Source organism: Bacteroides difficilis, from assembly GCF_048319815.1.
GTDB lineage: Bacteria > Bacteroidota > Bacteroidia > Bacteroidales > Bacteroidaceae > Bacteroides > Bacteroides zhangwenhongii.
Map to the genome: position 1 here is coordinate 5,059,300 of NZ_CP182814.1, position 23,066 is coordinate 5,082,365.

The window sequence follows — 23,066 nt, forward strand, 5'->3', positions numbered from 1 at the left end:
TCGACCGCAAAGGTAACAATTTTACAGCAAAATAAGGCCTATCACGAACATTTTTCCATTCATACAACCGATTTGTTTATCCAACGGGGTTATTCATCCGTTCCGTCAATAGTAATGATTTTCCCGTCCGCATCATATTGCAGTTCGCAAACCTTCATGCTGCGCAGCCAAGTTTTCCCTCCTGACGGCACACAATCGTGATGGAACAAATACCATTTTCCTTTGAATTCAACAATGGCATGATGTGTAGTCCATCCTACTACCGGAGTCAGAATGACTCCCTGATAAGTGAATGGTCCGTATGGATTATCACCTATCGCATAACAAAGCAAATGGGTATCTCCCGTAGAATAAGAGAAATAATATCTCCCGTTATACTTGTGCATCCACGAAGCTTCAAAAAAACGGCGTTCCGTATCTCCGGCTGTCAACGGTTTCCCATTTTCATCGATTATCACCACCGCGCGCGGTTCTTCGGCAAACTCCATCATGTCCTCTCTCAAACGGGCTACGCGTGCGGGCAAGGCTTCTTCCGTACCTTCCGGTAAAATGGCCGATTCCAACGCCTTATTATTCCTGTAACGTTGGAGTTGACCGCCCCACAATCCACCAAAATAGATATAATAGTTACCATCCCCATCGTCAAACACAGCAGGGTCAATACTATAACTTCCTTTCATCGGATTCTCTTCCGGTATAAAAGGGCCATAGGGTGTATCACTCACAGCCACCCCAATACGGAATATATCATTCTGATCCTTTAGCGGAAAGTACATATAATACTTCCCATCCTTAAAAGCCACATCGCAATCCCAAAGCTGACGGCCTGCCCAAGGAATATCCTCAGTAGAAAGTACAACTCCATAGTCTTTTATTTCACCGTTCATCACATCATCCGTAGAATAGACATGATAATCTTTCATATTAAAATGATCCCCGTTATCATTTTCGGCAATGCCACTCTCCCAGTCATGCGAGGGATAAATATACAGTTTGCCATCAAATACGTGTACGGCAGGGTCAGCCATATAATCACCGGGAACTAAATATCTTTTTTCTGTTCTCATCCTATTTCTGTTTTTTCTGTTAGAAACTTATTTTGTCTTTTCAGCCTCTTTAATAATCAGATCCACTATCGGCTTTGGCTGATAATTACGGTCGAAAAGCAATGGATAATCCGTGCGCCCGGCCATCGGCCAATCATTACGCCAAGAATCCGGATCGGCTACTCCCCAAAGGTTAACTCTACTTATGATATCCTGATGTTTCAAAAACAAACGGAAGAAATCGCCCATTCGCTTTGTCCATGCTGCAGCTACATCCTCCGGCAACCCGTTCGGATAAGGATTCATTTCTTTCTTATATTCGAAAGAAGCGGAAACTTCCGCACCAATATTGGGATCCGGAGTAGGTATCACCGTTAGATCCATCTCCGTAATCATCACCTTCACTCCCGTTTCCGCAAAAGCAAGCATACTTTTCTCATATTCGTCAATATTGGGGTATTTCATACCGATATGTGTTTGCATACCTACGGCATCAATGCGGATTCCCCTTTTCTTCAAGTCTTTCACCAATTTCACCACTGTTGCTCTTCTGCCCGGATTTGCCATTGAGTAATCATTGTAATACAACTCCGCATCCGGATCGGCTTCATGTGCATATTGAAAAGCCAACGGAATATACTCTTCTCCCAAAATCTCATAAAATTTACTCTTACGATAAGTTCCGTCGTCTTCAATCGCCTCATTTACCACATCCCATCCCTTAACACGACCTTTATACCGTTTCACGATAGTAGTGATATGCTCTTTCATCCGCTTTTTCAGAACATTCGGAGAGACATCCCCCCCTTTCTCATCAATACAAAACCAAGGAGCCAACTGCGAATGCCAAATCAGACAATGACCGACAATAAACATCCGGTTCTCTTCACCGAAACGGACAAATTCGTCCGGTTGAACAAAGTTATACCTATTCTCTTCCGGATGAATTAGAGAGGACTTCATACAATTGTCTGCCACAATCGTATTAAAATTCTTTTTTACTATTTCTATACCCTTCACATCCTTTCCCGAAAATTGGCGGGCATTCAGCGATGAGCCGATCAGGAACTTATCTTTCAGAGCCTCTTTCAGTGGGCTTTTGTTTTGCGCAAAAGCTACTTCACCACCATAAGTAAGAAATGCCGCCATCACAAGCAAGAAAATATTGATCCGTTTGTTTTTCATATACAACATTTTTTAAGTAAATATTCTTTTATTTATTCGCCTCCTTTGTGGCGTAATTCTATCTCTCTATTGATGTTATCAATCACATCGTCCTCTAGTCCATACTTAGATATAATGAACATAGCCACCAGAAGCAGCAAGGCAGGAATAACAGCTACAAGCCACAGTATCCCCTGTTCGGCAAAAGGTGATTGTGACACCTCATTAGTCTGATCAAATCCGACAAATGCCATGACAAGTCCCGGCACCACACCTCCAAGAGCCATACCCGCTTTGTAGAAAATACCTGTCAATGCATTGACAATACCCGAAATACGTTTACCGTGAGTATATTCCCCATAAGAAATTACCTCAGGAACCAACGCCCACATATATCCCGTCGCAATAATCACTCCGGTAGACTTTATGAACTGCGCCACAAATACCAGCCATATCTGCGTCTTTAACGAAGGAATCACAGAAATGGCATACAACAACGCCATACCGAAAATTGCGACCGAAAGAAATACGTAAAACATCTGTTTCTTCCCGATAGCGCGTTTAATGGCAGGTACCAACGGCATAAAGATAAATGCGGGAATAGATCCTAACGCCATGAAATAAGGTAGCATTTCCGGCGCATGGACATTGTAAATCATATAGTATGAACCTGCAGAATTACCGATAGCCATCATAGCGAAAGCGGTTATGAAGAAAAATGCGAGAATCCGTAAAGGTCTGTTCCTACAGAACTCTACCCATAGGTCGGATACCTTTACTTTGGATGTTTCTTCCTGATCCATAACTACACGTTCCTTCGTCTGGCTGAAGCAGAAAACCAATAACGCCAGCCCTACAACGGCATAGATTGTCATCGTAATAAACCAGGCATTGGCAGATGCGGTAGTATTGATCTTACCATCGGGGGATAATAATTTTACTAATATCGGGATACCGTAAGCTACTGCCAGTCCACCTAAATTAGCAAGAAACATACGTACTGAAGTCAGCACTGTTATTTCATTTGTATCCCGCGTAAGCGATGCATTCAATGCTCCGTAAGGAACGTTGATCAACGTGTAGCACATGGATAATCCCACATAAGTAAAATAAGCATAAAACAACGAACCCGAGAAGCCGTTCCAAAAACAGAGAATAGCAAATCCCGTCAATGGAATCCCTCCCAATATAAGGTATGAACGGTATTTGCCGAGTTTAGGATTGTGCTTATCAACAAAAGCCCCTACAAGAGGATCCCAAATGACATCCACTATCCTGACGATAAGGAACATCACGGCTGCCACCTCCGGTTTGAGACCATATACATTCGTATAAAAAATCAGCAGATACATACATACGGTCTGGTAGATAAGGTTTTGCGCCAAATCACCGGAGCCGAATCCTATACGCTGGAGCCAGGAGAGCTTGTAGAAACCTTTAGCGTCATTCGTTTTCATTGTAGAGTCCATTTCATTCTGTCTTTTCTTTTACTTCTTAGTTATTTCGCGATAGTTGGAAAAATGACGAATCTTGCCGACTATCACGTTGCAAACTTAAGAAGTTTCTTGCCCTCCACCGAAGAATTACGATTCAGATTGTTTCTCGTCTGTTACATCATCGTATGCATATGTTACAAATAGTTGTTGTTATGTTACATTCAAGCTGAAAAAGCTGGCTACCGATACATAATCAAAGCCGATTGACCGGGAATAATCACTTCCGTTCCCGTCTGTGTTCCCAGCCCGCGAACATCTATCACCCCGTCTTTACACACCACTGTATACTTTCCGGCAGGCACTGCCAAACGTGCAGGGGTTATACGGGAATTAAAGGCCACGATAATATCTTCCCAACTATCTCCGTTCGCGTGATCCTTCAGGCGGAATGCAATCAGGTTTTGTCCTTCCACCGGAAGAAACTCCAGATGCTTCCGAACCTTTTCCGCATCTCCCATACGGAAAGCGGGATGGGACTTACGCAGATCTATGAGCCGCTTATAATACATGAAAACATCTCCGTTCGTCGTCTTGCGTCGCCAATCGATAGCATTGACTGCATCCGGACTCTTATAACTATTATCCACCCCTTGTTTATCGCGCATCACTTCTTCTCCTGCATAGATAAAAGGAATACCTTGCGAAGTGAAGACTACCGTCTGTGCAAGCTTATCAAGCCGGACCAGTTGCTCGGGAGTAGCTCCCGGCATACTTGCTTTCAAGCGATCAACAAGGCACAAACCGTCATGGCAGGAAACGTAACTAATCATTTGGGTAGGCTGTCCGGCCCAGGCTTGCCGACTGTAATTCACCGAATCATAGCGTACTTGCGGATGTTCGATAGCTCCCACAATACCAAACTTAACGCTGTTCTCCCCTCCCGGCACTCCGGCAAGAAAAGCTCCCTTACCTTTCTCCCAAACAGAACCGCAAAGCCCGTCACGAAACTCGTCCGAGAAGACTGCAATTCCGGGCATATACGCCACATTCTTTTTCATAGCCAAAGAATCAGCAGGATATTGAGGCGTTTCAGCAGCCCATCCTTCTCCGTAAACACAAACAGTAGAGTCCACTTCATCCACTGCCTTCCGAATCTCGTTCATCGTTTCAATATCATGAACTCCCATCAAATCGAAGCGAAAACCATCGATATGATATTCCTTCATCCAGTAAAGCACGGACTCTATCATAAACTTACGCATCATAGGACGTTCACTAGCCGTTTCATTTCCACAACCCGAACCGTTCGCCAATGTCCCGTCTTCTTTCTGACGATAAAAATAACCGGGTACTGTACGTTCAAAATTACTCTCCGCCGTATTAAACGTATGATTGTAAACCACATCCAGAATCACCCGGATGCCGGCTTTATGCAACGCCTGTACCATTTGCTTGAATTCTTTCACGCGAGTGGCGGGTTGATAAGGATCTGTTGAATATGAGCCGTCCGGAACATTGTAGTTCAACGGGTCATATCCCCAATTGTACTGATTTTCATCCAATTTCGTTTCATCTACGGAAGCATAATCATAGGAAGGAAGAAGATGCACGTGCGTCACACCCAACTCTATCAGATGGTCGATTCCTGTCAGCAATTTGTCCGAATTCATCGTTCCATGCTCGGTTAAAGCAAGGAACTTTCCTTTATTCTTTATTCCGGAAGTAGAATCGACCGAAAAATCACGATGATGCATTTCGTAGATAATCATATCGGCAGGAGATTTCAGCGGAGGACGTTGATCATTCTCCCATCCTTCCGGGTTCGTTGCTTTCCAATCGATAATAGCGGCACGTTTTCCGTTCACCCCAACGGCGTGAGCATTAATTCCCGGAGTATCCCCTTGCCATTTATCATTGATTTTCACATTGAAAGTATAGAACTTATTGAGCAAATCCTTGTTAACCACAGTTGCCCAAGTTCCATCCTCTCCAAGTTCCATCTTCACAGTTTCATAGGCATGACCTCCTTCACCTTCATCATAAAGCATCAGGCGCACCTCTTCTGCTGTCGGTGACCAAAGGGTGAATTTCGTAGCTTCCGGAGTATATTCCATTTCCGTAAGGCTTCCCGTACGGACGGGATACAACTCGAAGGAAGCATATTCCTTTTTCGCAGAAGAACAACTCATCACTGTTGCCACTGTAGTCACTCCTATTATTGAATTAATTCCTATCTTCATCTCAAGCTCTCCTATGATACTATTTTTCGTAATCTGATTATTGTTAAAGTTTACTTCACTTTATCCGGATTCTTCGCTATAAAATCCTTCCAGCTACTATATCCCTTCTCTACGGCAGGCCGTCCCATTTGCAGGAAATGACAATAGGCGGCAGCCAGACCGTCGGTCGCATCCATAAAGGTGGGCATATCCGCTTTTGAGAAATGAAGCATTCTCTGCAACATATCCGCCACCTGCTCCTTAGATGCTTGTCCGTTTCCGGTAATAGCCATCTTTATCTTCAACGGGGCATATTCGGTGATCGGTATATCACGACTTAACGCTGCTGCCATCGCCACTCCTTGCGCACGTCCCAATTTCAACATAGACTGAACATTTTTGCCGAAGAAAGGAGCTTCAATAGCCAGTTCATCAGGTAAATAGCTTTCAATAATACTCAGCACCCGCTCATGGATATGGCGCAGTTTCAAGTAATGATTGGCAAACTTACGCAAGTCGATAATCCCCATAGCAATCATTTCGGGTTTGGTTCCTTTTATTCTCAGCACTCCATATCCCATGATTGTCGTACCGGGGTCTATCCCCAGAATTATCTTCTCTTTTACCGGTTGAATCACTCTATCACCTCCATCAATGTAGGAAATCCGATTACCTTATCCTTGAATATCTTAGTCAGTTCGTCATTCAATCGCACCCCTTGTTCCAAATGCCAGCGGTGCAACAATCCGCTACTCTCTACTTCCCACTGTAAAGAATAGGCGCTCCCATCTTCCCGATGGCTCAGTATACGACAAATACGTGGTGTTTTCAGCGCTCCGTGCTTCTGTACTTCGGGAATATAAGATTCTTTTATCCAAATCAAAAAATTATCGTGAACATCATCGTCCACTTGAAAAGTGGTGTTATAAATCAACATATTTTTCCTTCTAATAGATTATTTACCGCAAACATAGCAATTATTTCAGAATATTGCATTATATTTGCGGCAACAAAAGAGATTCGTTTACAAACGTTATCATAATAAGAGAAAAAAGGGGCGTTAGCTCATCTGGCTAGAGCGTAACACTGGCAGTGTTAAGGTGATCGGTTCGAGTCCGATACGCTCCACTTCTTAAAAGAGCAATTCATAAACAGAGTTGCTCTTTTTTGATTTTCTACCATTAAATGATTATATTGCACGAGTCGAAAATATAAGTCGTATAGTAATATGGAACGTAAACTCATCATTCGCAACTTTGGAGCGATCACTTCAACAGAATCACCGCTTATAAAATAGAGAACGGAAATGTCATTTCCATTTTAGATAAAGAATTTAATATCGTTGTTGCCGACCAAATAGACGCTACCTCAGATGAACAAGGCTGGATTTTCTCTGCATTATTAGACTTAGAATAACATGACAATCTTCAAACAGACGTGTACACGAGAAATGACAGATAAAATTCTGGTAATCAAAGAGAATAAATGCAAATGTATTTTCTTAAACCCTGACCAACATTTACTAACAAAAATAAAAGTCGACGGTTACCAAATCACTGAAGGCATCAGGTGCGATTATTTAATACTTGATCATTGTCACAACGAGTATTTTGTTGAATTAAAGGGAAAACTTCCGTACAAAGAGCAAAAGCGGCATTCAAGAAAAAATATGGAGTAGAACTTATACCTAAAAATATACAAATAGAGATTGTAATCAAATAAAGGACCTTTATTCAAGGTCCTTCTTTATCACTTCATCTATTTCCTTTATACGTTTCTTACGGTCTTTGTCGGGACCGTCTTTCGTATCATTCTTGAAAACATTGTCTGCACGGTCAGAAACTTCGCTGCTCCATTCTTCAAAATCATTCGTGGCCGGACGACCATTCGGTTCGATATTTTCTTCTGCAATCGAATCGTGTCTGTTAATCATATCATCCATAAGTTCTCATTTTATATATTTATGGTCATAAGACAATCAAGAACAAGAAAAGTTCTTTGTTTTAATGATTTTTTGAATCTGATTATACATGAGTAACTATCTTGGCAAAACATCTGTCACCCAATACGACCATACGATTTGCCTAAATCGACTATACGTTTCACTTAAACTAACCATACGATTCGCCTAAACCAACTATACGATTCATCCCAAACATACGGAGTAGAGTCGTGTTTCAACGGCTTGAAACAAAGTGTTCGGCAGTGAGAAACAAAGTGTTTGGCAGCGTGAAACATAGTGTTTTACGGTGGCAAACAAAATGTTTCAAACATCCATGAAACAAAACGACCAATAGTAAGAGAGACATTCTACCGATTACTGTTTTCAGAGAAAGCGGTGATAGGTGACAGGTGCGGTGATAGATTACATACAACCTATCACCCTACTGAAAGCACGATGAATAAAGGAATTCAGAGCAACAGGTGATAGGTGATAGAGAATTTTATGTTTTTACACTAGGGGAGGAAGGTTATTTCGCCCGATAATTCTGCGGTCGAAAAGGAATATAAAGAGTATAATTACTATCTGCCGGTTTACCTTCTACAAGAGCTGGAGCCCACTTCGGCATTCCTTTTACAATGCGGAGAGCTTCTTCCGCAAACTCCGGATGCGTAGACCGTACTATATGTGGACGAAGTATAACTCCTTCTTTATCAATAGTAAACTCGCACAAAGCAAATCCGGGAATATTCTTTTCCAGTAAATCGGCCGGATACACCATCTGTCCGGCAATATATTCTTCAGGAGTCATATCCGGAAAATGAGCTAACTCTTCTATCCGTTTTCCGGAAAGCGCTCTCGAACGGGGACCTACCTGATAAATTCCAACATATATCGGTTGTTTATATGCATCGGGAGCTTCCTTACTGCGTTGTTGCAGGGCCTTCAACAAAGAAGCGGCTTCTTCCGCCAAAGTCTGTTCCGATATATTTCCACCTTTGGACAACATATAAGCCGACTGGCAAACCAACACAAGACGCTCCATCAAAGTTCCTTTTTCCGGAGACCACTTCCGTCCCATCCGCTCTTTCCCTTTCTCATTGGTGGAAGAAAAATAATAGACAACCCCATCCAGACCGGCACTGGAACCATCCAAATCCTGTATCTGCTCAGTGACTATATGAAAGATAGCTCCCAAAGACCGATAAAGCGACGGACTGATGGCAACTGATTTCGTCTCCACTTTCACCGTTCCTTTCTCCGCCTGCCAATAAGTTCGTGACAGCGTGTTCGATATAAGAAAATAACGTCCGTTCTTCTTTTCCACCGACATGGCATATTCGGGCGAAAAGGAAGGAATAGCTGTAAAACGCGCATAAGGCTGTTTCTGAAAACCTGTATTTAACAAAGAGAATACGCTACGATAATATTCACCCAACTCGCCTTTATAAGTAGAGAGAGATCGCACCGGCTCCAAATAGTCTATCTGGGCCGCAAGGCGAAAAGAAAAAGCCAAAATCAGAAGAGTGAAAACAATCTTTTTCATAAGTTGCCGGATTTTCGGTACATAACGGTGCAAAGATATAAATTATTTCAATGCGTACCGATAAAACAATGGGGAATATACTCCACCACACTGTGGAATTTTTACACAATTCCACAGTCTGCAATTCCACACTTCTAAAAAAACACACTTTATTTCTTAAATACTATAACAATAAAAATCAATTATTTACGTTTTATCCGGACAGTATATAAAATGGTCTGGCACGCTGCTTGCCCACTAACTATTAACAGAATTCAATCCCTATAAGAAAATCTAAACTTAAATAAACATGAAAGTGACAAGAAAAAGCAAATGGTTGTTAAGCATTCTTTTTGTGTTCCTTTTACCATCACATCTGTTTTCACAAGCAGCAAGTATGCCGATGGAAGCCCCGACAGAGGGAGAGCCGGTGACGGAAGTGCAAGAAGACGAAACCGATGAAGGCGGGAACAGAACCATAAAAGGAATTATTTATGACGAACAAGGAGAAACCATCATCGGTGCCTCTGTATTAATAAAAGGAGAAGAAACGACAGGGACAACGAGTGACATGGACGGCAAATTTACACTGAGTGTTCCCCAAGGAGCCACCCTCGTTATTTCTTATATCGGATATCATCCGCAGGAAATAAAAATAAGAAAAAGAACAGCCCTCCATGTCATACTGAAAGAAGACAATCAGCTACTAGAAGAGGTAGTGGTGGTAGGATACGGAACAGTCAAGAAAAGCGATTTGACGGGCTCCGTTTCCGGTGTGTCGACCAGGCAATTCAAGAACCAGCCGGTAAAACGGGTGGAAAACATCCTTCAAGGCCGGACACCCGGTGTGGAAGTTACTGCGACAAGCGGTGTGCCCGGAGCAGGCATGAAAGTACGTGTACGCGGTACTACCTCTATCAATAAAAGTAGTGACCCGTTGTACGTGATAGACGGAATCATCTCTTCCAGCGGGCTGGACGGCATCAATCCGTCGGATATCCAATCGATGGAAGTTCTGAAAGACGCTTCATCCACCGCTATTTACGGTTCGCGAGGTTCAAACGGAGTTATTTTGATCACCACCAAAGGCGGCAGCGAAGGAAAAGCCAGTATTACGTTCGATGCTTCCGTAGGTCTTTCCACAGTGAGAAAACAATATGATTTACTGAACGCATATGAATATGCAACGGCACTGAATGATATACGCGGTTCATCTACGATTTCAGCCGAAGACCTCGAAGCCTACAAAAACGGGACAAAAGGAATCAATTGGGCTGACCTCATCACTCACACCGGTATCACGCAGGATTACAGGTTAAGCATCTCCGGTGGAAACGCCAAAGTGAAATATCTTATTTCCGGAAATATGCTGGATCAGGAAGCCGTCACTATCAGGACGGATTACAAACGTTATGGTATCCGGGCAAACATCGATGCTGATGTAAAACCCTGGCTGACTATCTCCGCCAAGATGAACGCCAGCAGTCTGCATAAGCATAACGACGGCGCCAACTGGTTTCATATCACCAACTTCTCCCCTACGATGGAAATGAAAGACCCGGAAACCGGCATATACAACAGAGACCCGTATAACATCGCCAACGGCTCGAATCCATACGGTGAGCTGATGGTTAACTACAGTGACAGTTACAGTTATAACCTCAATGCCAACCTGACCTTATTATTCAAGATAATGAAAGGGCTTACGTTCTCCGTACAAGGTGGATACGACTACGACCACAGCCCTTCCTATTCTTTCAAATCAAAATTGGAAGCTCCCGGTGCAATCAACAGCATGAACAACACCAGCAATATGCATAACTATTGGCAGAATACCAATAACCTGACCTGGCAAAGACAATTCGGTGACCACAACGTTACGGCAATGGCCGTATGGGAAATCAGCCGCTCGTGGGATACGGGCTTGCAAGGTACCGGTTCGAATCTGAACAATGAGAGCGTAGGATATTGGAATATCGCCAATGCCGCTATAAGAAATGCAAGCAACTCGTACACAGAAGCGTCTCTTGCTTCAGGAATCATACGTGCCAACTATGACTACAAGAAACGGTATTTCATCACTGCCGCATTAAGAGCGGACGGTTCTTCCAAATTTCAAGGAAACAATAAATGGGGATATTTTCCATCCGCAGCAGTAGCTTGGGATATAGCAAAGGAGAAGTTCATGAGCAACCAACATATATTGGAACAATTGAAATTAAGAGGTAGTTTCGGTGTCACCGGTAATCAGGACATTGCGGCATACAGTACGCTGGGAATGTTATCGGGCGCAACTTACGGCTGGGGTACTTCCAATGCTTACACAGGGTATTGGGGTAACCAGTTTCCTACTCCCGATATCACTTGGGAAAAGACCTACCAATATGATTTGGGAGTAGATTTAAGCTTGGGCGGGTTCAACATTACATTCGATTGGTTCAAGAAAATAACCAAAGACCTGCTCTTCCAGAAACAAGTACCCAAATACAACGGCGGAGGTACGTATTGGGTGAATCAGGGTGAACTGAAGAACACGGGAGTTGAATTCTCGGTCAACACCTTCCCGGTGAAAGGAACGGTGACTTGGGAGACCGGTTTCAATGCCGCTTATGTGAAAAATGAAGTAACCGACCTTGCCGGCAGTGACTTCGTACTGACAGCCAACTACAGCGATTTGGGCGGTGCGATGCAAATTATGAAGCCCGGTTATCCGATGGGATCTTTCTATGTATATCAATGGAAAGGATTCGACGAGAAAGGCGCCAACCTTTATCAGAAAGCAGACGGTAGTCTGACTACCAGCCCTACTTCCGACGACTTGGTAGTAAAAGGACAGGCAAGCCCGAAATGGACAATGGGGTGGAACAACACAATCAGTTGGAAAAACTGGACTGTAAACATCTTCTTCAATGCCGCCACCGGATACAACCGCCTGAATATAAGCCGCTACACGGCCGCCTCAATGACTGGGAATTCACGTTTCGTCACGCTGCGGGATGCTTATTTCAAAGGTTGGGATCACGTAAGCAATAAAGCGGAAGCAGCTTATCCGAGCCTCACCAATACCGAAAGTAAGAATTACGCCAACTCGGATTTCTGGCTGGAAGACGCTTCTTTCGTCAAATTGAAGAACGTCAGCATTTCGTATCGCATTCCGAGACGGGTTGCCAAGTTTGCAAGCATACAATTATCCGTAAGCGCGCAAGACCTTTTTACAATCACCCGTTACAAAGGAATGGATCCGGAGGTTTATACCAGCTATGACGGTCTGGACTATGGTGCGTACCCCATCCCACGAACAATAACTTTTGGCGCCAAAATCAGATTTTAACCATTGACCTATAAATAAAGAACAAGATGAAAACAACATATAAGTATATCAAAAAGACATTGCCATTCGTTTGGGCGGGTCTATGTCTGGTTTCGTGTAACGACTTCCTGACCGAAGACCCTAAAGGACAGTTGCCCTCAGAAGAATTCTTCAGCAACAAAGAAGATCTTGATGCTTCACTGACCGCACTATACTCCGTGATAGCAAGTTCACAGGCCAGCAATAATCTTTGCGGTACTAACTTCCTAGCCGGTGATGATATTTCCACCCACCCTTCCAGCAACAAACAGCCACTTAGGGAGCATGACCAGTTTGATGTGAAAGATAATAATTCATGGCTGTCCAGTATGTGGGAACAGCGTTTCAAAGTAATCAAAGCCGCCAACTTCATTATTAACAATGCAGGACGCACCCCCGACGTATCAGAGGAAGAAATTAAGGCTGCTATCGGACAGGCACATTATTGGAGAGCCTATTCGTATTTCTATCTGGTGACAACGTGGGGAAAAGTACCTATCATGCTGGAAGAGGAAATCAATTACAACGCTCCTTTGCAAACAGAAGAAGAAGTTTATAAATTGATTCTATCCGACCTGAAGATTGCAGAAACAGACTGTCCTGTAAATTACACCAAAGAACCTTATGCCAGAAACGGAATAAATATCGCTGTAAGTGAAGGAGCAGTGAAAGCAACAATGGCATACGTGTATATGTGCATGGCAGGATGGCCGCTCAACAAAGGAACGGAATATTATAAACTGGCGGCCGGCAAAGCAAAAGAAGTAATCGACGGTGTGGAGAACCACATTTATAATTATGCACTGCTGGATGAATACAGCCAGGTATATTCTTGGGAATATAATAATAAGAATAAAGAGTTACTGCTGGGTATCTACTATAACCGGGACCAGACAAATCAAGCCGCTCCCTTGACCGACTTCCTTCAGGATATGGCACAAGGCGGATGGGGAGATACCAATGGAGAAATCAAATTCTGGAAAGCTTTTCCGGAAGGACCGCGCAAAGATGCCACTTACTTTCCTAAAATCATATTGAGCGATGGCAAGCTACATGACTGGTGGTATGACACCGATCCACCTTCCCGCGAAGTGGTTGCACCTGTTTTCATGAAAACGGTAGAAGGTGCTGTACGTGGAACGGAGTTCGATTACACCAATCCCGCTCTGGTGAATGCGGCAGGCGAAAAGACGCTCCAACTGATACGGCTGTCGCAGGTATATTGCTGGTATGCCGAAGCAACAGGGCGTTCGGGAGAAGTCAATACAAAAGCCATAGAAGTATTAAATAAGGTACGTAACAGGGCTGACGGTCAAGAAACTAATTTTTATAAGGAAACCATGACACCCGAAGCACTGGCGGAAGCCGCCTACGATGAGCACGGTTGGGAAATAGCCGGATACTATTGGGGAGGCATTGCGAGCAGGGCCAGGGATATGTTCAGGATGTACCGGTACAAAGATCATTTTGAATACCGCAAGGAGAACCCGCTAATAAAAGTAGCGGAGGGTATCGAGAGAAATGAAGCGGTGCCCGTGACGGGTACATGGGATGATAGTAAAATGTACGCTCCCTATCCTTACGAGGATGCGATTTTAAATCCGAACCTAAAGTAAGGAACTCCATAAAAACGTCTATATAGATTTCACCAACTGAAATAAATATTATATCTTTGCAAGGTTTTTACCAAGAAACTGAATAACAATATATCAAAAATATGATAGCTAAGATTGAACAACTTCTGAAAGAGGTGGAAGCCTTGCACGCCTCCAATGCCGAAGAACTCGAAGCTCTCCGCATCAAATACCTTAGCAAGAAGGGAGCCATTAACGACTTAATGGCTGATTTTCGTAACGTACCGGCTGAGCAGAAAAAGGAAGTCGGCATGAGGCTGAATGAACTGAAAACGAAAGCGCAGGATAAAATCAATGCGCTGAAAGAGCAGTTTGAAAACCAAGACAACGGTTGCGACGGATTGGATTTGACCCGTTCGGCTTATCCTGTGAAACTTGGTACGCGCCATCCGCTCACAATCGTGAAGAACGAAATCATCGATATTTTTGCCCGAATGGGTTTCAACATCGCAGACGGACCGGAAATCGAAGACGACTGGCATGTATTCTCTTCCATGAACTTTGCGGAAGACCATCCGGCACGCGATATGCAAGACACTTTCTTTATTGAGAACAATACCGAAGTGTCTCACAATGTCGTTTTGCGTACACATACATCCAGCGTACAGAGCCGTGTAATGGAGTCTACACAACCTCCTATCCGCGTACTTTGTCCGGGACGCGTATATCGCAACGAGGCTATCAGCTACCGTGCACACGCCTTCTTCCACCAAGTGGAAGCTTTATACGTAGACCGCAACGTGTCTTTCACGGATTTGAAACAGGCATTGCTTCTCTTTGCCCGCGAAATGTTCGGTGAAGATACCAAAATCCGCCTGCGTCCTTCTTACTTCCCTTTCACAGAGCCCAGTGCCGAAATGGATATAAGCTGTAACATCTGCGGTGGAAAAGGTTGTCCTTTCTGCAAACACACAGGTTGGGTGGAAATCTTAGGTTGCGGTATGGTAGATCCAAACGTGCTGGAACTGAACGGTATTGACAGCAAGATATATAGCGGTTATGCTTTAGGAATGGGTATTGAACGAATCACCAACTTAAAATATCGCGTCAACGACCTCAGACTGTTCTCTGAAAATGACACACGCTTCCTGAAGGAATTCGAGAGCGCCTACTAATCATATTCACCACAGATTACACGGATTAACACAGATTATTGGGAATTTATTAAAAATCTGTGTTAATCCGTGTAATCTGTGGTGAACTAATGGTGGAATAAACTAATTCATTATGGCAAAGGATAGACTCATTACTCCTAGTTATTGTTTCATCTTGGCAGCCAATTTTCTGCTCTACTTCGGTTTCTGGCTGCTGATTCCCGTTTTGCCGTTTTATTTATCCGAGTTTTTCCAGGCAGGGACCTCTACCATCGGTATCGTACTTTCCTGTTATACAGTAGCGGCACTTTGCATTCGTCCGTTTTCCGGTTATCTGCTTGATACATTTGCACGCAAACCGCTGTATCTTTTCGCTTATTTTATCTTTATGATGATGTTCGGCGGTTATCTGATTGCCGGTTCACTGACCTTATTTATCATATTCCGTATTATTCACGGTGTCTCGTTCGGGATGGTTACGGTGGGCGGAAATACAGTCGTTATCGACATTATGCCCTCTTCACGCAGAGGCGAAGGTTTAGGATATTACGGACTTACAAACAACACGGCGATGTCCATCGGACCGATGTTCGGATTATTCCTGCATGACGCAGGAGTCTCTTTTGCTACGATATTCTGCTATGCGCTCGGTTCATGTGTATTGGGATTTATTTCCGCCAGCTTAGTAAAAACACCCTATAAACCTCCGGTGAAACGGGAACCTATTTCACTCGACCGGTTTATCTTGTTAAAAGGATTGCCTGCCGGACTTAGCCTGCTGTTGCTTTCTATTCCTTACGGCATGACTACCAATTATGTAGCCATGTATGCCCGTCAGATAGGAATAAACACGCAAACGGGATTCTTCTTCACTTTTATGGCTATCGGTATGGCTATCTCCCGGATATTCTCCGGGAAGTTGGTGGATCGGGGGAAAATAACACAAGTAATAGCCGCCGGACTGTATCTTGTCATTTTCAGTTTCTTTCTGTTAGCTTCTTGCGTATATCTGATTCAATGGAATGAAGCGGCCTGCACAATCCTGTTTTTCGGTGTTGCGCTACTGATGGGCGTAGGCTTCGGGATCATGTTTCCGGCATTCAACACGCTGTTTGTCAACCTGGCTCCCAATAGCCAACGGGGGACGGCCACTTCCACCTATCTTACTTCGTGGGATGTAGGAATCGGTATTGGTATGCTGACGGGAGGATATATTGCGGAAATCAGCACATTTGACAAAGCCTATCTGTTCGGAGCCTGCCTGACGGTAGTTTCCGCCATCTATTTTAAAATCAAAGTAACGCCTCATTACCATAAAAACAAACTACGATGAGAAAGAAAGAACGTTATGAGAAAGTGATCGCCTGGTTTCAGGAGAACGTGCCTGTGGCCGAAACAGAATTACATTACAACAATCCGTACGAACTGCTGATCGCAGTAATCCTTTCCGCCCAATGCACGGACAAACGGGTAAATATGATTACTCCGCCTTTATATAAAGATTTTCCAACTCCGGAGGCTTTGGCAGCCACTACTCCCGAAGTCGTTTTTGAATATATCCGGAGTGTATCTTATCCGAACAACAAGGCGAAACATCTGGTCGGCATGGCAAAAATGCTGGTGAATGACTTCCAAAGCCAAGTTCCTGATAATCTGGAAGACTTGACAAAGCTGCCCGGTGTGGGCAGGAAGACGGCCAACGTGATTCAGTCCGTAGTATTCAATAAAGCGGCAATGGCGGTTGACACACACGTATTCCGGGTAAGCCACCGCATCGGATTAGTGCCGGACAGTTGCACTACTCCGTTTAGTGTGGAAAAAGAACTGATAAAGAATATTCCGGAGGAACTGATCCCTATCGCCCATCATTGGCTGATCCTTCACGGTCGTTATGTTTGTCAGGCACGTACTCCCAAATGTGCTACCTGTGGTTTGCAAATGATGTGCAAATATTTCTGTAACACCTATAAAGTTACAAAAGAGGAATCAAAAGCCAAGAATAAATAACGATTTAATAGCAGAGAACCGAAATAAATAGTAACTTTGCGGTCGTTCTTAACGAAGAATCTTAAAAACACTTTTAAATAAAAATAGAGTATTATGCAGACAATTGACAAATTCAATTTTGCCGGTAAAAAGGCATTTGTTCGCGTGGACTTCAATGTACCCTTGGACGAAAACTTCAACATTACAGACGACACCCGTATGCGTGCGGCTCTTCCTACTTTGAAGAAGATCCTTGCAGACGGCGGAAGCATCATCATTGGCTCTCATCTGGGTCGTCCGAAAGGCGTTGCCGATAAATTTTCTTTGAAACATATCATCAAACACCTGTCTGAATTGCTAGGTGTTGAAGTTCAATTTGCTAACGACTGTATGGGTGAAGAAGCTGCCGTGAAAGCTGCTGCTCTGCAACCGGGCGAAGTGCTGTTGCTCGAAAACCTTCGTTTCTATGCTGAAGAAGAAGGCAAACCAAGAGGTTTGGCAGAAGACGCAACTGACGAAGAAAAAGCTGCTGCAAAGAAAGCTGTAAAAGAAAGCCAGAAAGAATTTACCAAGAAATTGGCTTCTTACGCAGACTGCTATGTAAACGACGCATTCGGTACCGCTCACCGCGCTCATGCTTCTACGGCATTGATCGCTAAATATTTCGATACAGATAACAAGATGTTCGGTTACCTGATGGAAAAAGAAGTGAAAGCCGTAGATAAAGTATTGAACGATATCAAACGTCCGTTCACTGCTATCATGGGTGGTTCTAAAGTTTCTTCTAAAATCGAAATCATCGAAAACCTGTTGAACAAGGTAGACAACTTGATTATCGCAGGTGGTATGACTTATACATTTACTAAAGCGCAAGGTGGTAAAATCGGTATCTCTATCTGCGAGGACGACAAACTTGACTTGGCTTTGGATTTGATTAAGAAGGCTAAAGAAAAAGGTGTAAACCTGGTTTTGGCTGTTGACGCTAAAATCGCTGACGCTTTCTCTAACGATGCAAATACTAAATTCTGTCCGGTTAACGAAATTCCTGATGGATGGGAAGGTCTTGATATCGGTCCTAAGACTGAAGAAATCTTCGCTAACGTTATCAAAGAATCTAAGACTATTCTTTGGAACGGTCCTACAGGTGTATTCGAATTTGACAACTTTACTCACGGTTCACGTACAGTAGGTGAAGCTATCGTTGAAGCAACCAAGAACGGTGCTTTCTCACTCGTCGGTGGTGGTGACTCTGTAGCTTGTGTCAACAAGTTCGGTCTGGCTAACGGTGTATCTTACGTTTCAACAGGTGGTGGCGCATTACTTGAAGCAATCGAAGGAAAAATCCTTCCAGGTATCGCCGCTATTCAAGAATAAATTCACATAAGATTTCAACATTCTTGAAGGGCAGTTCTTTGTGAAAAGAGTTGCCCTTATTTATAACCTATAATGAAGGTTAATACGTTGATTTCCTTTTTTGGCATTCTTTTTGCACTGTTCCATGTAGATGGAAAGAAATAAATAATTGACCAAATTATGAACGAAAAAACAATTAATGAACAATACGCATATATATATTCCTTACTTGAAGATAGAAGACTTAAGGAAGCCTTGATACAATTGGAATCCCTGTTGTGGCAATGCTCTGACTGGGATTTACGTACCCGATTGGAACAGTTGCAAACTTCATATAAGTATATGCTCGATTATATGAGACAGGGAGCCAATGATCCCGAACGATGGAATCTGTATCAGAAAATGCTTACGGATACGTGGGCTATCGCCGACCAATCGCGGTTGCTCATGCTGGACAACGCTTCATCCAACTATTATCACGAAGTGCGCCGCACTCCTACATCACCGGACTTAGCGAACTATGGCATTAAAACAATACTGCATATATTGGAGTCTTTCAATGACGACTTGGCAGTCAGCGGATTACTCTCTGACACAAAAATGGATGAAGTCCTGAAACGGCATGAAGACACACTCAAATTCATGTTCGTCAGAGTATGGACAAACAGCGCATGGACTCCTCAGGACGAAGAAGAGGCACAAGCCATGCTTGCATCCGAATTACTTCCGGGAGAAGATTTATGCCTGTTCACAAGCGCTGTCACACTAAGTTTGATGGAAAGTCTCGATGTGCGGAAAATAATGTGGCTACTCGACGCATACAGTCATTCGAACGTCAGCGTCAGCCAGCGGGCATTGGTAGGTGTAATGATTATCTTCCACATTTACAGAAACCGTTTGATCTTTTATCCGGAAATCCTCAAGAGAGTAGATCTCATGGATGAAATCCCTACATTCAGAAAGGAGGTCGCACGTGTTTATCACCAAATGCTCTTATGTCAGGAAACAGAGAAAATCGATAAAAAGATGCGGGAAGAGATTATTCCTGAAATGTTGAAGTCTGTTTCTTCTATGAAGAATATGCGATTCGACCTAGAGGAGAACGATGAAGAGAACGATGACAAGAATCCGGATTGGGAAGACACTTTCGAAAAATCCGGTTTGGGAGACAAGCTGCGTGAAATGAGCGAGCTCCAGCTTGAAGGAGCTGATGTATATATGAGTACATTTGCCGCTCTGAAGAGTTATCCGTTCTTCCGTGAAGTGCAGAACTGGTTCTATCCTTTCAGCAAGCAACACTCCAGCATACTAAAAGCGCTGAAAAAAACAGGTAATAAAGGAAACACTGTATTGGACTTGATACTTGAAGCGGGAATCTTCAGCAATAGCGACAAATATTCGTTGTTTTTCACCATCCACCAATTACCCCAAGCGCAGCAGGACATGATGCTCAGCCAGCTCAACGAGCAGCAAATGAACGAATTGATGGAGAATTCAAATTCAAATCCTGAAATGATAAAACGGCTTAACGAAAGTCCGGGTGCTATCAGCAACCAGTATTTACACGATCTTTACCGTTTCTTCAAGCTGAGCGTGCGCCGACAGGAATTCAGAGATATTTTTCAGGATAAGCTTGACTTCCATAATGTTCCCGCACTCGACAATATCTTGTATTGGGCAGACGTGTTATTCCCCATCGCCGACTTCTATATATCAAAAGAACGCTGGGAGGAAGCGGTCGAAATCTACAAAGAGTTGGAAGAAATCGGAGAATTTGAAGGGGACGATATTGCTGACGGTTACCAAAAGTTCGGATATGTGTTACAGAAAACAAAACAATACGAAGAAGCTATTCAGGCCTATCTGAAAGCTGATACACTAAAACCGGATAACATCTGGAACAACCGCCATCTGGCTACCTGCTATCGGCTGACTAAGAACTATCGGGCGGCTCTCGCCTATTATAAAAAGGTAGAGGAAGTGGCTCCGGAAGATGCAAACGTAATTTTCTATATCGGTAATTGCCTGGCAGAAATGGAACAATATGAAGAAGCGTTGAATTACTTCTTCAAGTTGGACTTCATCAAGAGCAATTGTGTGAAAGCATGGCGCGGTATCGGATGGTGCTCATTCATCAGCCGGAAATATGAACAAGCCATGAAATATTACGAGAAAATCATCGGACAAAAGCCGCAGGCAATCGATTACATGAATGCAGGACACGTTGCATGGGTGATGGGAGATATCCAGAAAGCGGTCACTTTCTATGGAAAGGCAATTATAGCCTGTGAAAGCCGTGAACATTTCCTGGAAATGTTCCATAAAGATGAAGAAGCTCTTCTCAAACAAGGTGTTCGAGAAGAAGACATTCCTTTAATGTTGGATTTATTATAACTTTTTCAACTCCCCGTACAGCTTTTGTATGGGGAGTCCCATTATATTATAGAAGCTACCGGAAATAGATCTCACTCCGATATATCCGATCCATTCCTGTACACCGTATGCTCCCGCCTTATCCATAGGTTGATAACGATCGACATAATACTGTATTTCATCGTCCGACAAGACATCGAACAGAACATCGGAAGATGCGGTAAAACTTTTCTGCCATTCAGTAGTAGTCAGGCAAACACCGGTGAAAACCTGATGTGATTTCCCCGAAAGTGCACGGAGCATTTCAACAGCCCCTTCTCTCCCTTCCGGTTTGCCCAAAACCTGACCATCCAACCAGACAATGGTATCAGCAGTCACTAATAATTCTCCCGGTTTCATCATAGCACGATAGGCGTCCGCCTTTTCACGGGCTATGAATTCGGGTATCTCCGCTCCAGCCAATGTATTCGGATAGGATTCATCCACATCGGGTAAAGTCCTTACCACATAATCCACTCCCAAACCCGACATTAGCTCTTTCCGACGAGGCGAGTTGGAAGCTAATATGATCTGATATTTCTTTAAATTATCAAGCATTATTTTATCAATTACGACTTAGTTATTCCGTTTGTTCTTTTTTGTGTGCTACCAACCAAAAGCATCTTGTGCCATCCACAGCCCATGAGCTTTCAGCACTTGCTCCACCACATCACGTCCGCAGCCATGACCGCCGTCGGCATAAGAGATGTACTTTGCTACGGATTTTACTTCCGGAACAGCATCTTTCGGGCAGCAGGGAAGACCGCATTCACGCATCACTTCTATATCGGGCACATCATCCCCCATATATAATATTTCATCGTCAGACAATCCGTATTTATCACGGAACGCATGATAATCATGTATCTTTACGGCAGAGCCCATATACAAATCCTTCACTCCCAAGCCTTCAAAACGGATACGTACGGCTTCTGTCCGCCCTCCGGTAATGATAGCGATATGAAGCCCTTTCTTTACGGCAAGTTGGATAGCATAACCATCCTTAATATTCACAGTACGCATCGGCTCACCGGAGGGATGCAGGGGAACTGTGGTCGAACTCAAGACTCCGTCAACATCGAAAGCCAACGCCTTGATACGGGACAAATCATAATTGATGGTGCTCATGGATACTTTTACTCATTAATTTATATATTTCCTGTAATGCCGGCGAGTCTGCCAACATAGCAAGATGATTACTTATCACATTTTCATCATAACGCACTGCCGGTCCGGTTTGTGCCTCATGAGGTGTCAATTCGTGCACTTTACGCGCAGTCTCATCAATCAACGGAAGCATGACATCGAAAGGCAGATTATACTTTTCAAGCAAATCCGCCGCTAAGGCATACATATGATTTGTAAAATTACAGATAAAGACAGCAGCCAAATGAAGACTCTTACGCTGTTCGGAAGTTATCTCGTACACATTATCCGAGAGAGTCGCAGCTATCGCTTTCAGAAGTTCCACATCTTCCGGTCTTTTCGCCTCAACAAAGAAGGGTATTTCCCGGAAATTAACTTCACGTTGCTTACTGAAAGTCTGCATGGGGTAAAACACTCCATAACGTTCCGCATATTTCTCCCAAACACTCATCGGGATACTGCCCGCCGTATGTACCAACAGCGCATCTTGCTTTCCTTCCGTTATCTGAGGCAATAATTCAACAAAAGCCGCATCTTTCAGAGATACAATATATAATCGGGCTTCTTTTGATATTTCCTGTAAATCCGTCGTATATCCGGCTTCTACCTGTTCGGCTAAAGCACGGGCAGATTCTTCCGTCCGGCTATACACTTGCACGATACGAAAACCTTTATAATAAAGCGCCTTTGCCAGATTAGTGGCCAAATTCCCGGCACCGATAAACACAATCGGGGTATCTTCTATACTTCTATTCATCAC

The 23,066-nt window shown here is 43.6% G+C and carries 18 protein-coding genes and 1 tRNA gene; 8 read left to right on the forward strand and 11 right to left on the reverse strand.

What is annotated here, in order from left to right:
• Positions 1 to 89: 89 nt before the first annotated feature.
• From ACNOGP_RS19985 to ACNOGP_RS20010, 6 genes are all read right to left on the reverse strand, one after another.
• The gene (locus ACNOGP_RS19985; RefSeq protein WP_418213546.1) at positions 90 to 1,067 is read right to left on the reverse strand and encodes a glycoside hydrolase family 43 protein; all 978 of its coding nucleotides are present in this window, start codon (positions 1,065 to 1,067) and stop codon (positions 90 to 92) included.
• Between the two features lie 27 nt (positions 1,068 to 1,094).
• A complete protein-coding gene (locus tag ACNOGP_RS19990; RefSeq protein WP_418214783.1) occupies positions 1,095 to 2,195 on the reverse strand; it encodes an endo-1,4-beta-xylanase in 1,101 nt (366 codons plus the stop codon).
• 68 nt (positions 2,196 to 2,263) lie between these two features.
• Positions 2,264 to 3,679 (reverse strand): MFS transporter, encoded by a 1,416-nt coding sequence (locus tag ACNOGP_RS19995; RefSeq protein WP_186967007.1) that lies wholly within the window; start codon positions 3,677 to 3,679, stop codon positions 2,264 to 2,266.
• A gap of 206 nt (positions 3,680 to 3,885) precedes the next feature.
• The gene (gene pulA, locus ACNOGP_RS20000) at positions 3,886 to 5,886 is read right to left on the reverse strand and encodes a type I pullulanase (protein ID WP_418213547.1); all 2,001 of its coding nucleotides are present in this window, start codon (positions 5,884 to 5,886) and stop codon (positions 3,886 to 3,888) included.
• Positions 5,887 to 5,936: 50 nt separating this feature from the next.
• Positions 5,937 to 6,503 (reverse strand): crossover junction endodeoxyribonuclease RuvC, encoded by a 567-nt coding sequence (gene ruvC, locus ACNOGP_RS20005; RefSeq protein ID WP_007758671.1) that lies wholly within the window; start codon positions 6,501 to 6,503, stop codon positions 5,937 to 5,939.
• The gene (locus ACNOGP_RS20010; protein WP_007758669.1) at positions 6,500 to 6,802 is read right to left on the reverse strand and encodes a DUF4286 family protein; all 303 of its coding nucleotides are present in this window, start codon (positions 6,800 to 6,802) and stop codon (positions 6,500 to 6,502) included. The genes ruvC and ACNOGP_RS20010 overlap by 4 nt, the downstream gene beginning before the upstream one ends.
• Before the next feature lie 117 nt (positions 6,803 to 6,919).
• Here ACNOGP_RS20010 and ACNOGP_RS20015 point away from each other — a divergent pair.
• A tRNA-Ala gene (locus ACNOGP_RS20015) sits at positions 6,920 to 6,993 on the forward strand.
• A gap of 601 nt (positions 6,994 to 7,594) precedes the next feature.
• Here ACNOGP_RS20015 and ACNOGP_RS20020 read toward each other — a convergent pair.
• Both ACNOGP_RS20020 and ACNOGP_RS20025 read right to left on the reverse strand, forming a co-directional pair.
• Complete coding sequence (locus ACNOGP_RS20020; protein ID WP_143866673.1) at positions 7,595 to 7,807, reverse strand: hypothetical protein; 213 nt, start codon at positions 7,805 to 7,807, stop codon at positions 7,595 to 7,597.
• A gap of 529 nt (positions 7,808 to 8,336) precedes the next feature.
• Complete coding sequence (locus ACNOGP_RS20025; protein WP_007758664.1) at positions 8,337 to 9,353, reverse strand: energy transducer TonB; 1,017 nt, start codon at positions 9,351 to 9,353, stop codon at positions 8,337 to 8,339.
• A 289-nt stretch (positions 9,354 to 9,642) separates the two neighbouring features.
• Here ACNOGP_RS20025 and ACNOGP_RS20030 point away from each other — a divergent pair, with 289 nt between their 5' ends.
• The 7 genes from ACNOGP_RS20030 to ACNOGP_RS20060 all read left to right on the forward strand — a co-directional run bounded on the left by ACNOGP_RS20030 (position 9,643) and on the right by ACNOGP_RS20060 (position 21,142).
• Positions 9,643 to 12,663 (forward strand): SusC/RagA family TonB-linked outer membrane protein, encoded by a 3,021-nt coding sequence (locus ACNOGP_RS20030; protein ID WP_418213548.1) that lies wholly within the window; start codon positions 9,643 to 9,645, stop codon positions 12,661 to 12,663.
• Positions 12,664 to 12,689: 26 nt separating this feature from the next.
• Positions 12,690 to 14,297, forward strand: coding sequence for a RagB/SusD family nutrient uptake outer membrane protein (locus tag ACNOGP_RS20035; protein ID WP_418213549.1), 1,608 nt, complete (start codon positions 12,690 to 12,692; stop codon positions 14,295 to 14,297).
• Between the two features lie 101 nt (positions 14,298 to 14,398).
• The gene (gene pheS, locus ACNOGP_RS20040) at positions 14,399 to 15,430 is read left to right on the forward strand and encodes a phenylalanine--tRNA ligase subunit alpha (protein ID WP_007758658.1); all 1,032 of its coding nucleotides are present in this window, start codon (positions 14,399 to 14,401) and stop codon (positions 15,428 to 15,430) included.
• Between the two features lie 112 nt (positions 15,431 to 15,542).
• On the forward strand, positions 15,543 to 16,742 hold the full coding sequence (locus ACNOGP_RS20045; protein ID WP_007758657.1) for an MFS transporter: 1,200 nt from the start codon (positions 15,543 to 15,545) through the stop codon (positions 16,740 to 16,742).
• A complete protein-coding gene (gene nth / locus ACNOGP_RS20050; protein WP_195630916.1) occupies positions 16,739 to 17,416 on the forward strand; it encodes an endonuclease III in 678 nt (225 codons plus the stop codon). Before ACNOGP_RS20045 ends, nth begins: the two co-directional genes overlap by 4 nt.
• A gap of 93 nt (positions 17,417 to 17,509) precedes the next feature.
• A complete protein-coding gene (locus ACNOGP_RS20055; protein ID WP_143866663.1) occupies positions 17,510 to 18,769 on the forward strand; it encodes a phosphoglycerate kinase in 1,260 nt (419 codons plus the stop codon).
• 159 nt (positions 18,770 to 18,928) lie between these two features.
• Positions 18,929 to 21,142, forward strand: coding sequence for a hypothetical protein (locus tag ACNOGP_RS20060; RefSeq protein WP_418213550.1), 2,214 nt, complete (start codon positions 18,929 to 18,931; stop codon positions 21,140 to 21,142).
• On the opposite strand, the gene ACNOGP_RS20065 is transcribed toward ACNOGP_RS20060, so the two are convergent.
• The 3 genes from ACNOGP_RS20065 to ACNOGP_RS20075 are packed head-to-tail and all read right to left on the reverse strand — an operon-like array spanning position 21,137 to position 23,063.
• A complete protein-coding gene (locus ACNOGP_RS20065) occupies positions 21,137 to 21,718 on the reverse strand; it encodes a Maf-like protein (protein ID WP_418213551.1) in 582 nt (193 codons plus the stop codon). The two genes, ACNOGP_RS20060 and ACNOGP_RS20065, sit on opposite strands and share 6 nt — an antisense overlap.
• Before the next feature lie 48 nt (positions 21,719 to 21,766).
• Positions 21,767 to 22,288: a KdsC family phosphatase gene (locus ACNOGP_RS20070; protein WP_007756902.1), complete on the reverse strand. Its 522-nt coding sequence runs from the start codon at positions 22,286 to 22,288 to the stop codon at positions 21,767 to 21,769.
• Positions 22,269 to 23,063, reverse strand: coding sequence for a Rossmann-like and DUF2520 domain-containing protein (locus ACNOGP_RS20075; protein ID WP_186967014.1), 795 nt, complete (start codon positions 23,061 to 23,063; stop codon positions 22,269 to 22,271). Before ACNOGP_RS20075 ends, ACNOGP_RS20070 begins: the two co-directional genes overlap by 20 nt.
• Between the last annotated feature and the right edge of the window lie 3 nt (positions 23,064 to 23,066).

Coding starts and splice junctions, on each gene's coding strand:
- ACNOGP_RS19985 (WP_418213546.1), bottom strand. CDS start 1,067: ATGAGAACAGAAAAAAGATATTTAGTTCCCGGTGATTATATGGCTGAC.
- ACNOGP_RS19990 (WP_418214783.1), bottom strand. CDS start 2,195: ATGGCGGCATTTCTTACTTATGGTGGTGAAGTAGCTTTTGCGCAAAAC.
- ACNOGP_RS19995 (WP_186967007.1), bottom strand. CDS start 3,679: ATGGACTCTACAATGAAAACGAATGACGCTAAAGGTTTCTACAAGCTC.
- pulA (WP_418213547.1), bottom strand. CDS start 5,886: ATGAAGATAGGAATTAATTCAATAATAGGAGTGACTACAGTGGCAACA.
- ACNOGP_RS20010 (WP_007758669.1), bottom strand. CDS start 6,802: ATGTTGATTTATAACACCACTTTTCAAGTGGACGATGATGTTCACGAT.
- ACNOGP_RS20020 (WP_143866673.1), bottom strand. CDS start 7,807: ATGGATGATATGATTAACAGACACGATTCGATTGCAGAAGAAAATATC.
- ACNOGP_RS20025 (WP_007758664.1), bottom strand. CDS start 9,353: ATGAAAAAGATTGTTTTCACTCTTCTGATTTTGGCTTTTTCTTTTCGC.
- ACNOGP_RS20030 (WP_418213548.1), top strand. CDS start 9,643: ATGAAAGTGACAAGAAAAAGCAAATGGTTGTTAAGCATTCTTTTTGTG.
- ACNOGP_RS20035 (WP_418213549.1), top strand. CDS start 12,690: ATGAAAACAACATATAAGTATATCAAAAAGACATTGCCATTCGTTTGG.
- pheS (WP_007758658.1), top strand. CDS start 14,399: ATGATAGCTAAGATTGAACAACTTCTGAAAGAGGTGGAAGCCTTGCAC.
- ACNOGP_RS20045 (WP_007758657.1), top strand. CDS start 15,543: ATGGCAAAGGATAGACTCATTACTCCTAGTTATTGTTTCATCTTGGCA.
- nth (WP_195630916.1), top strand. CDS start 16,739: ATGAGAAAGAAAGAACGTTATGAGAAAGTGATCGCCTGGTTTCAGGAG.
- ACNOGP_RS20055 (WP_143866663.1), top strand. CDS start 17,510: ATGCAGACAATTGACAAATTCAATTTTGCCGGTAAAAAGGCATTTGTT.
- ACNOGP_RS20060 (WP_418213550.1), top strand. CDS start 18,929: ATGAACGAAAAAACAATTAATGAACAATACGCATATATATATTCCTTA.
- ACNOGP_RS20065 (WP_418213551.1), bottom strand. CDS start 21,718: ATGCTTGATAATTTAAAGAAATATCAGATCATATTAGCTTCCAACTCG.
- ACNOGP_RS20070 (WP_007756902.1), bottom strand. CDS start 22,288: ATGAGCACCATCAATTATGATTTGTCCCGTATCAAGGCGTTGGCTTTC.
- ACNOGP_RS20075 (WP_186967014.1), bottom strand. CDS start 23,063: ATGAATAGAAGTATAGAAGATACCCCGATTGTGTTTATCGGTGCCGGG.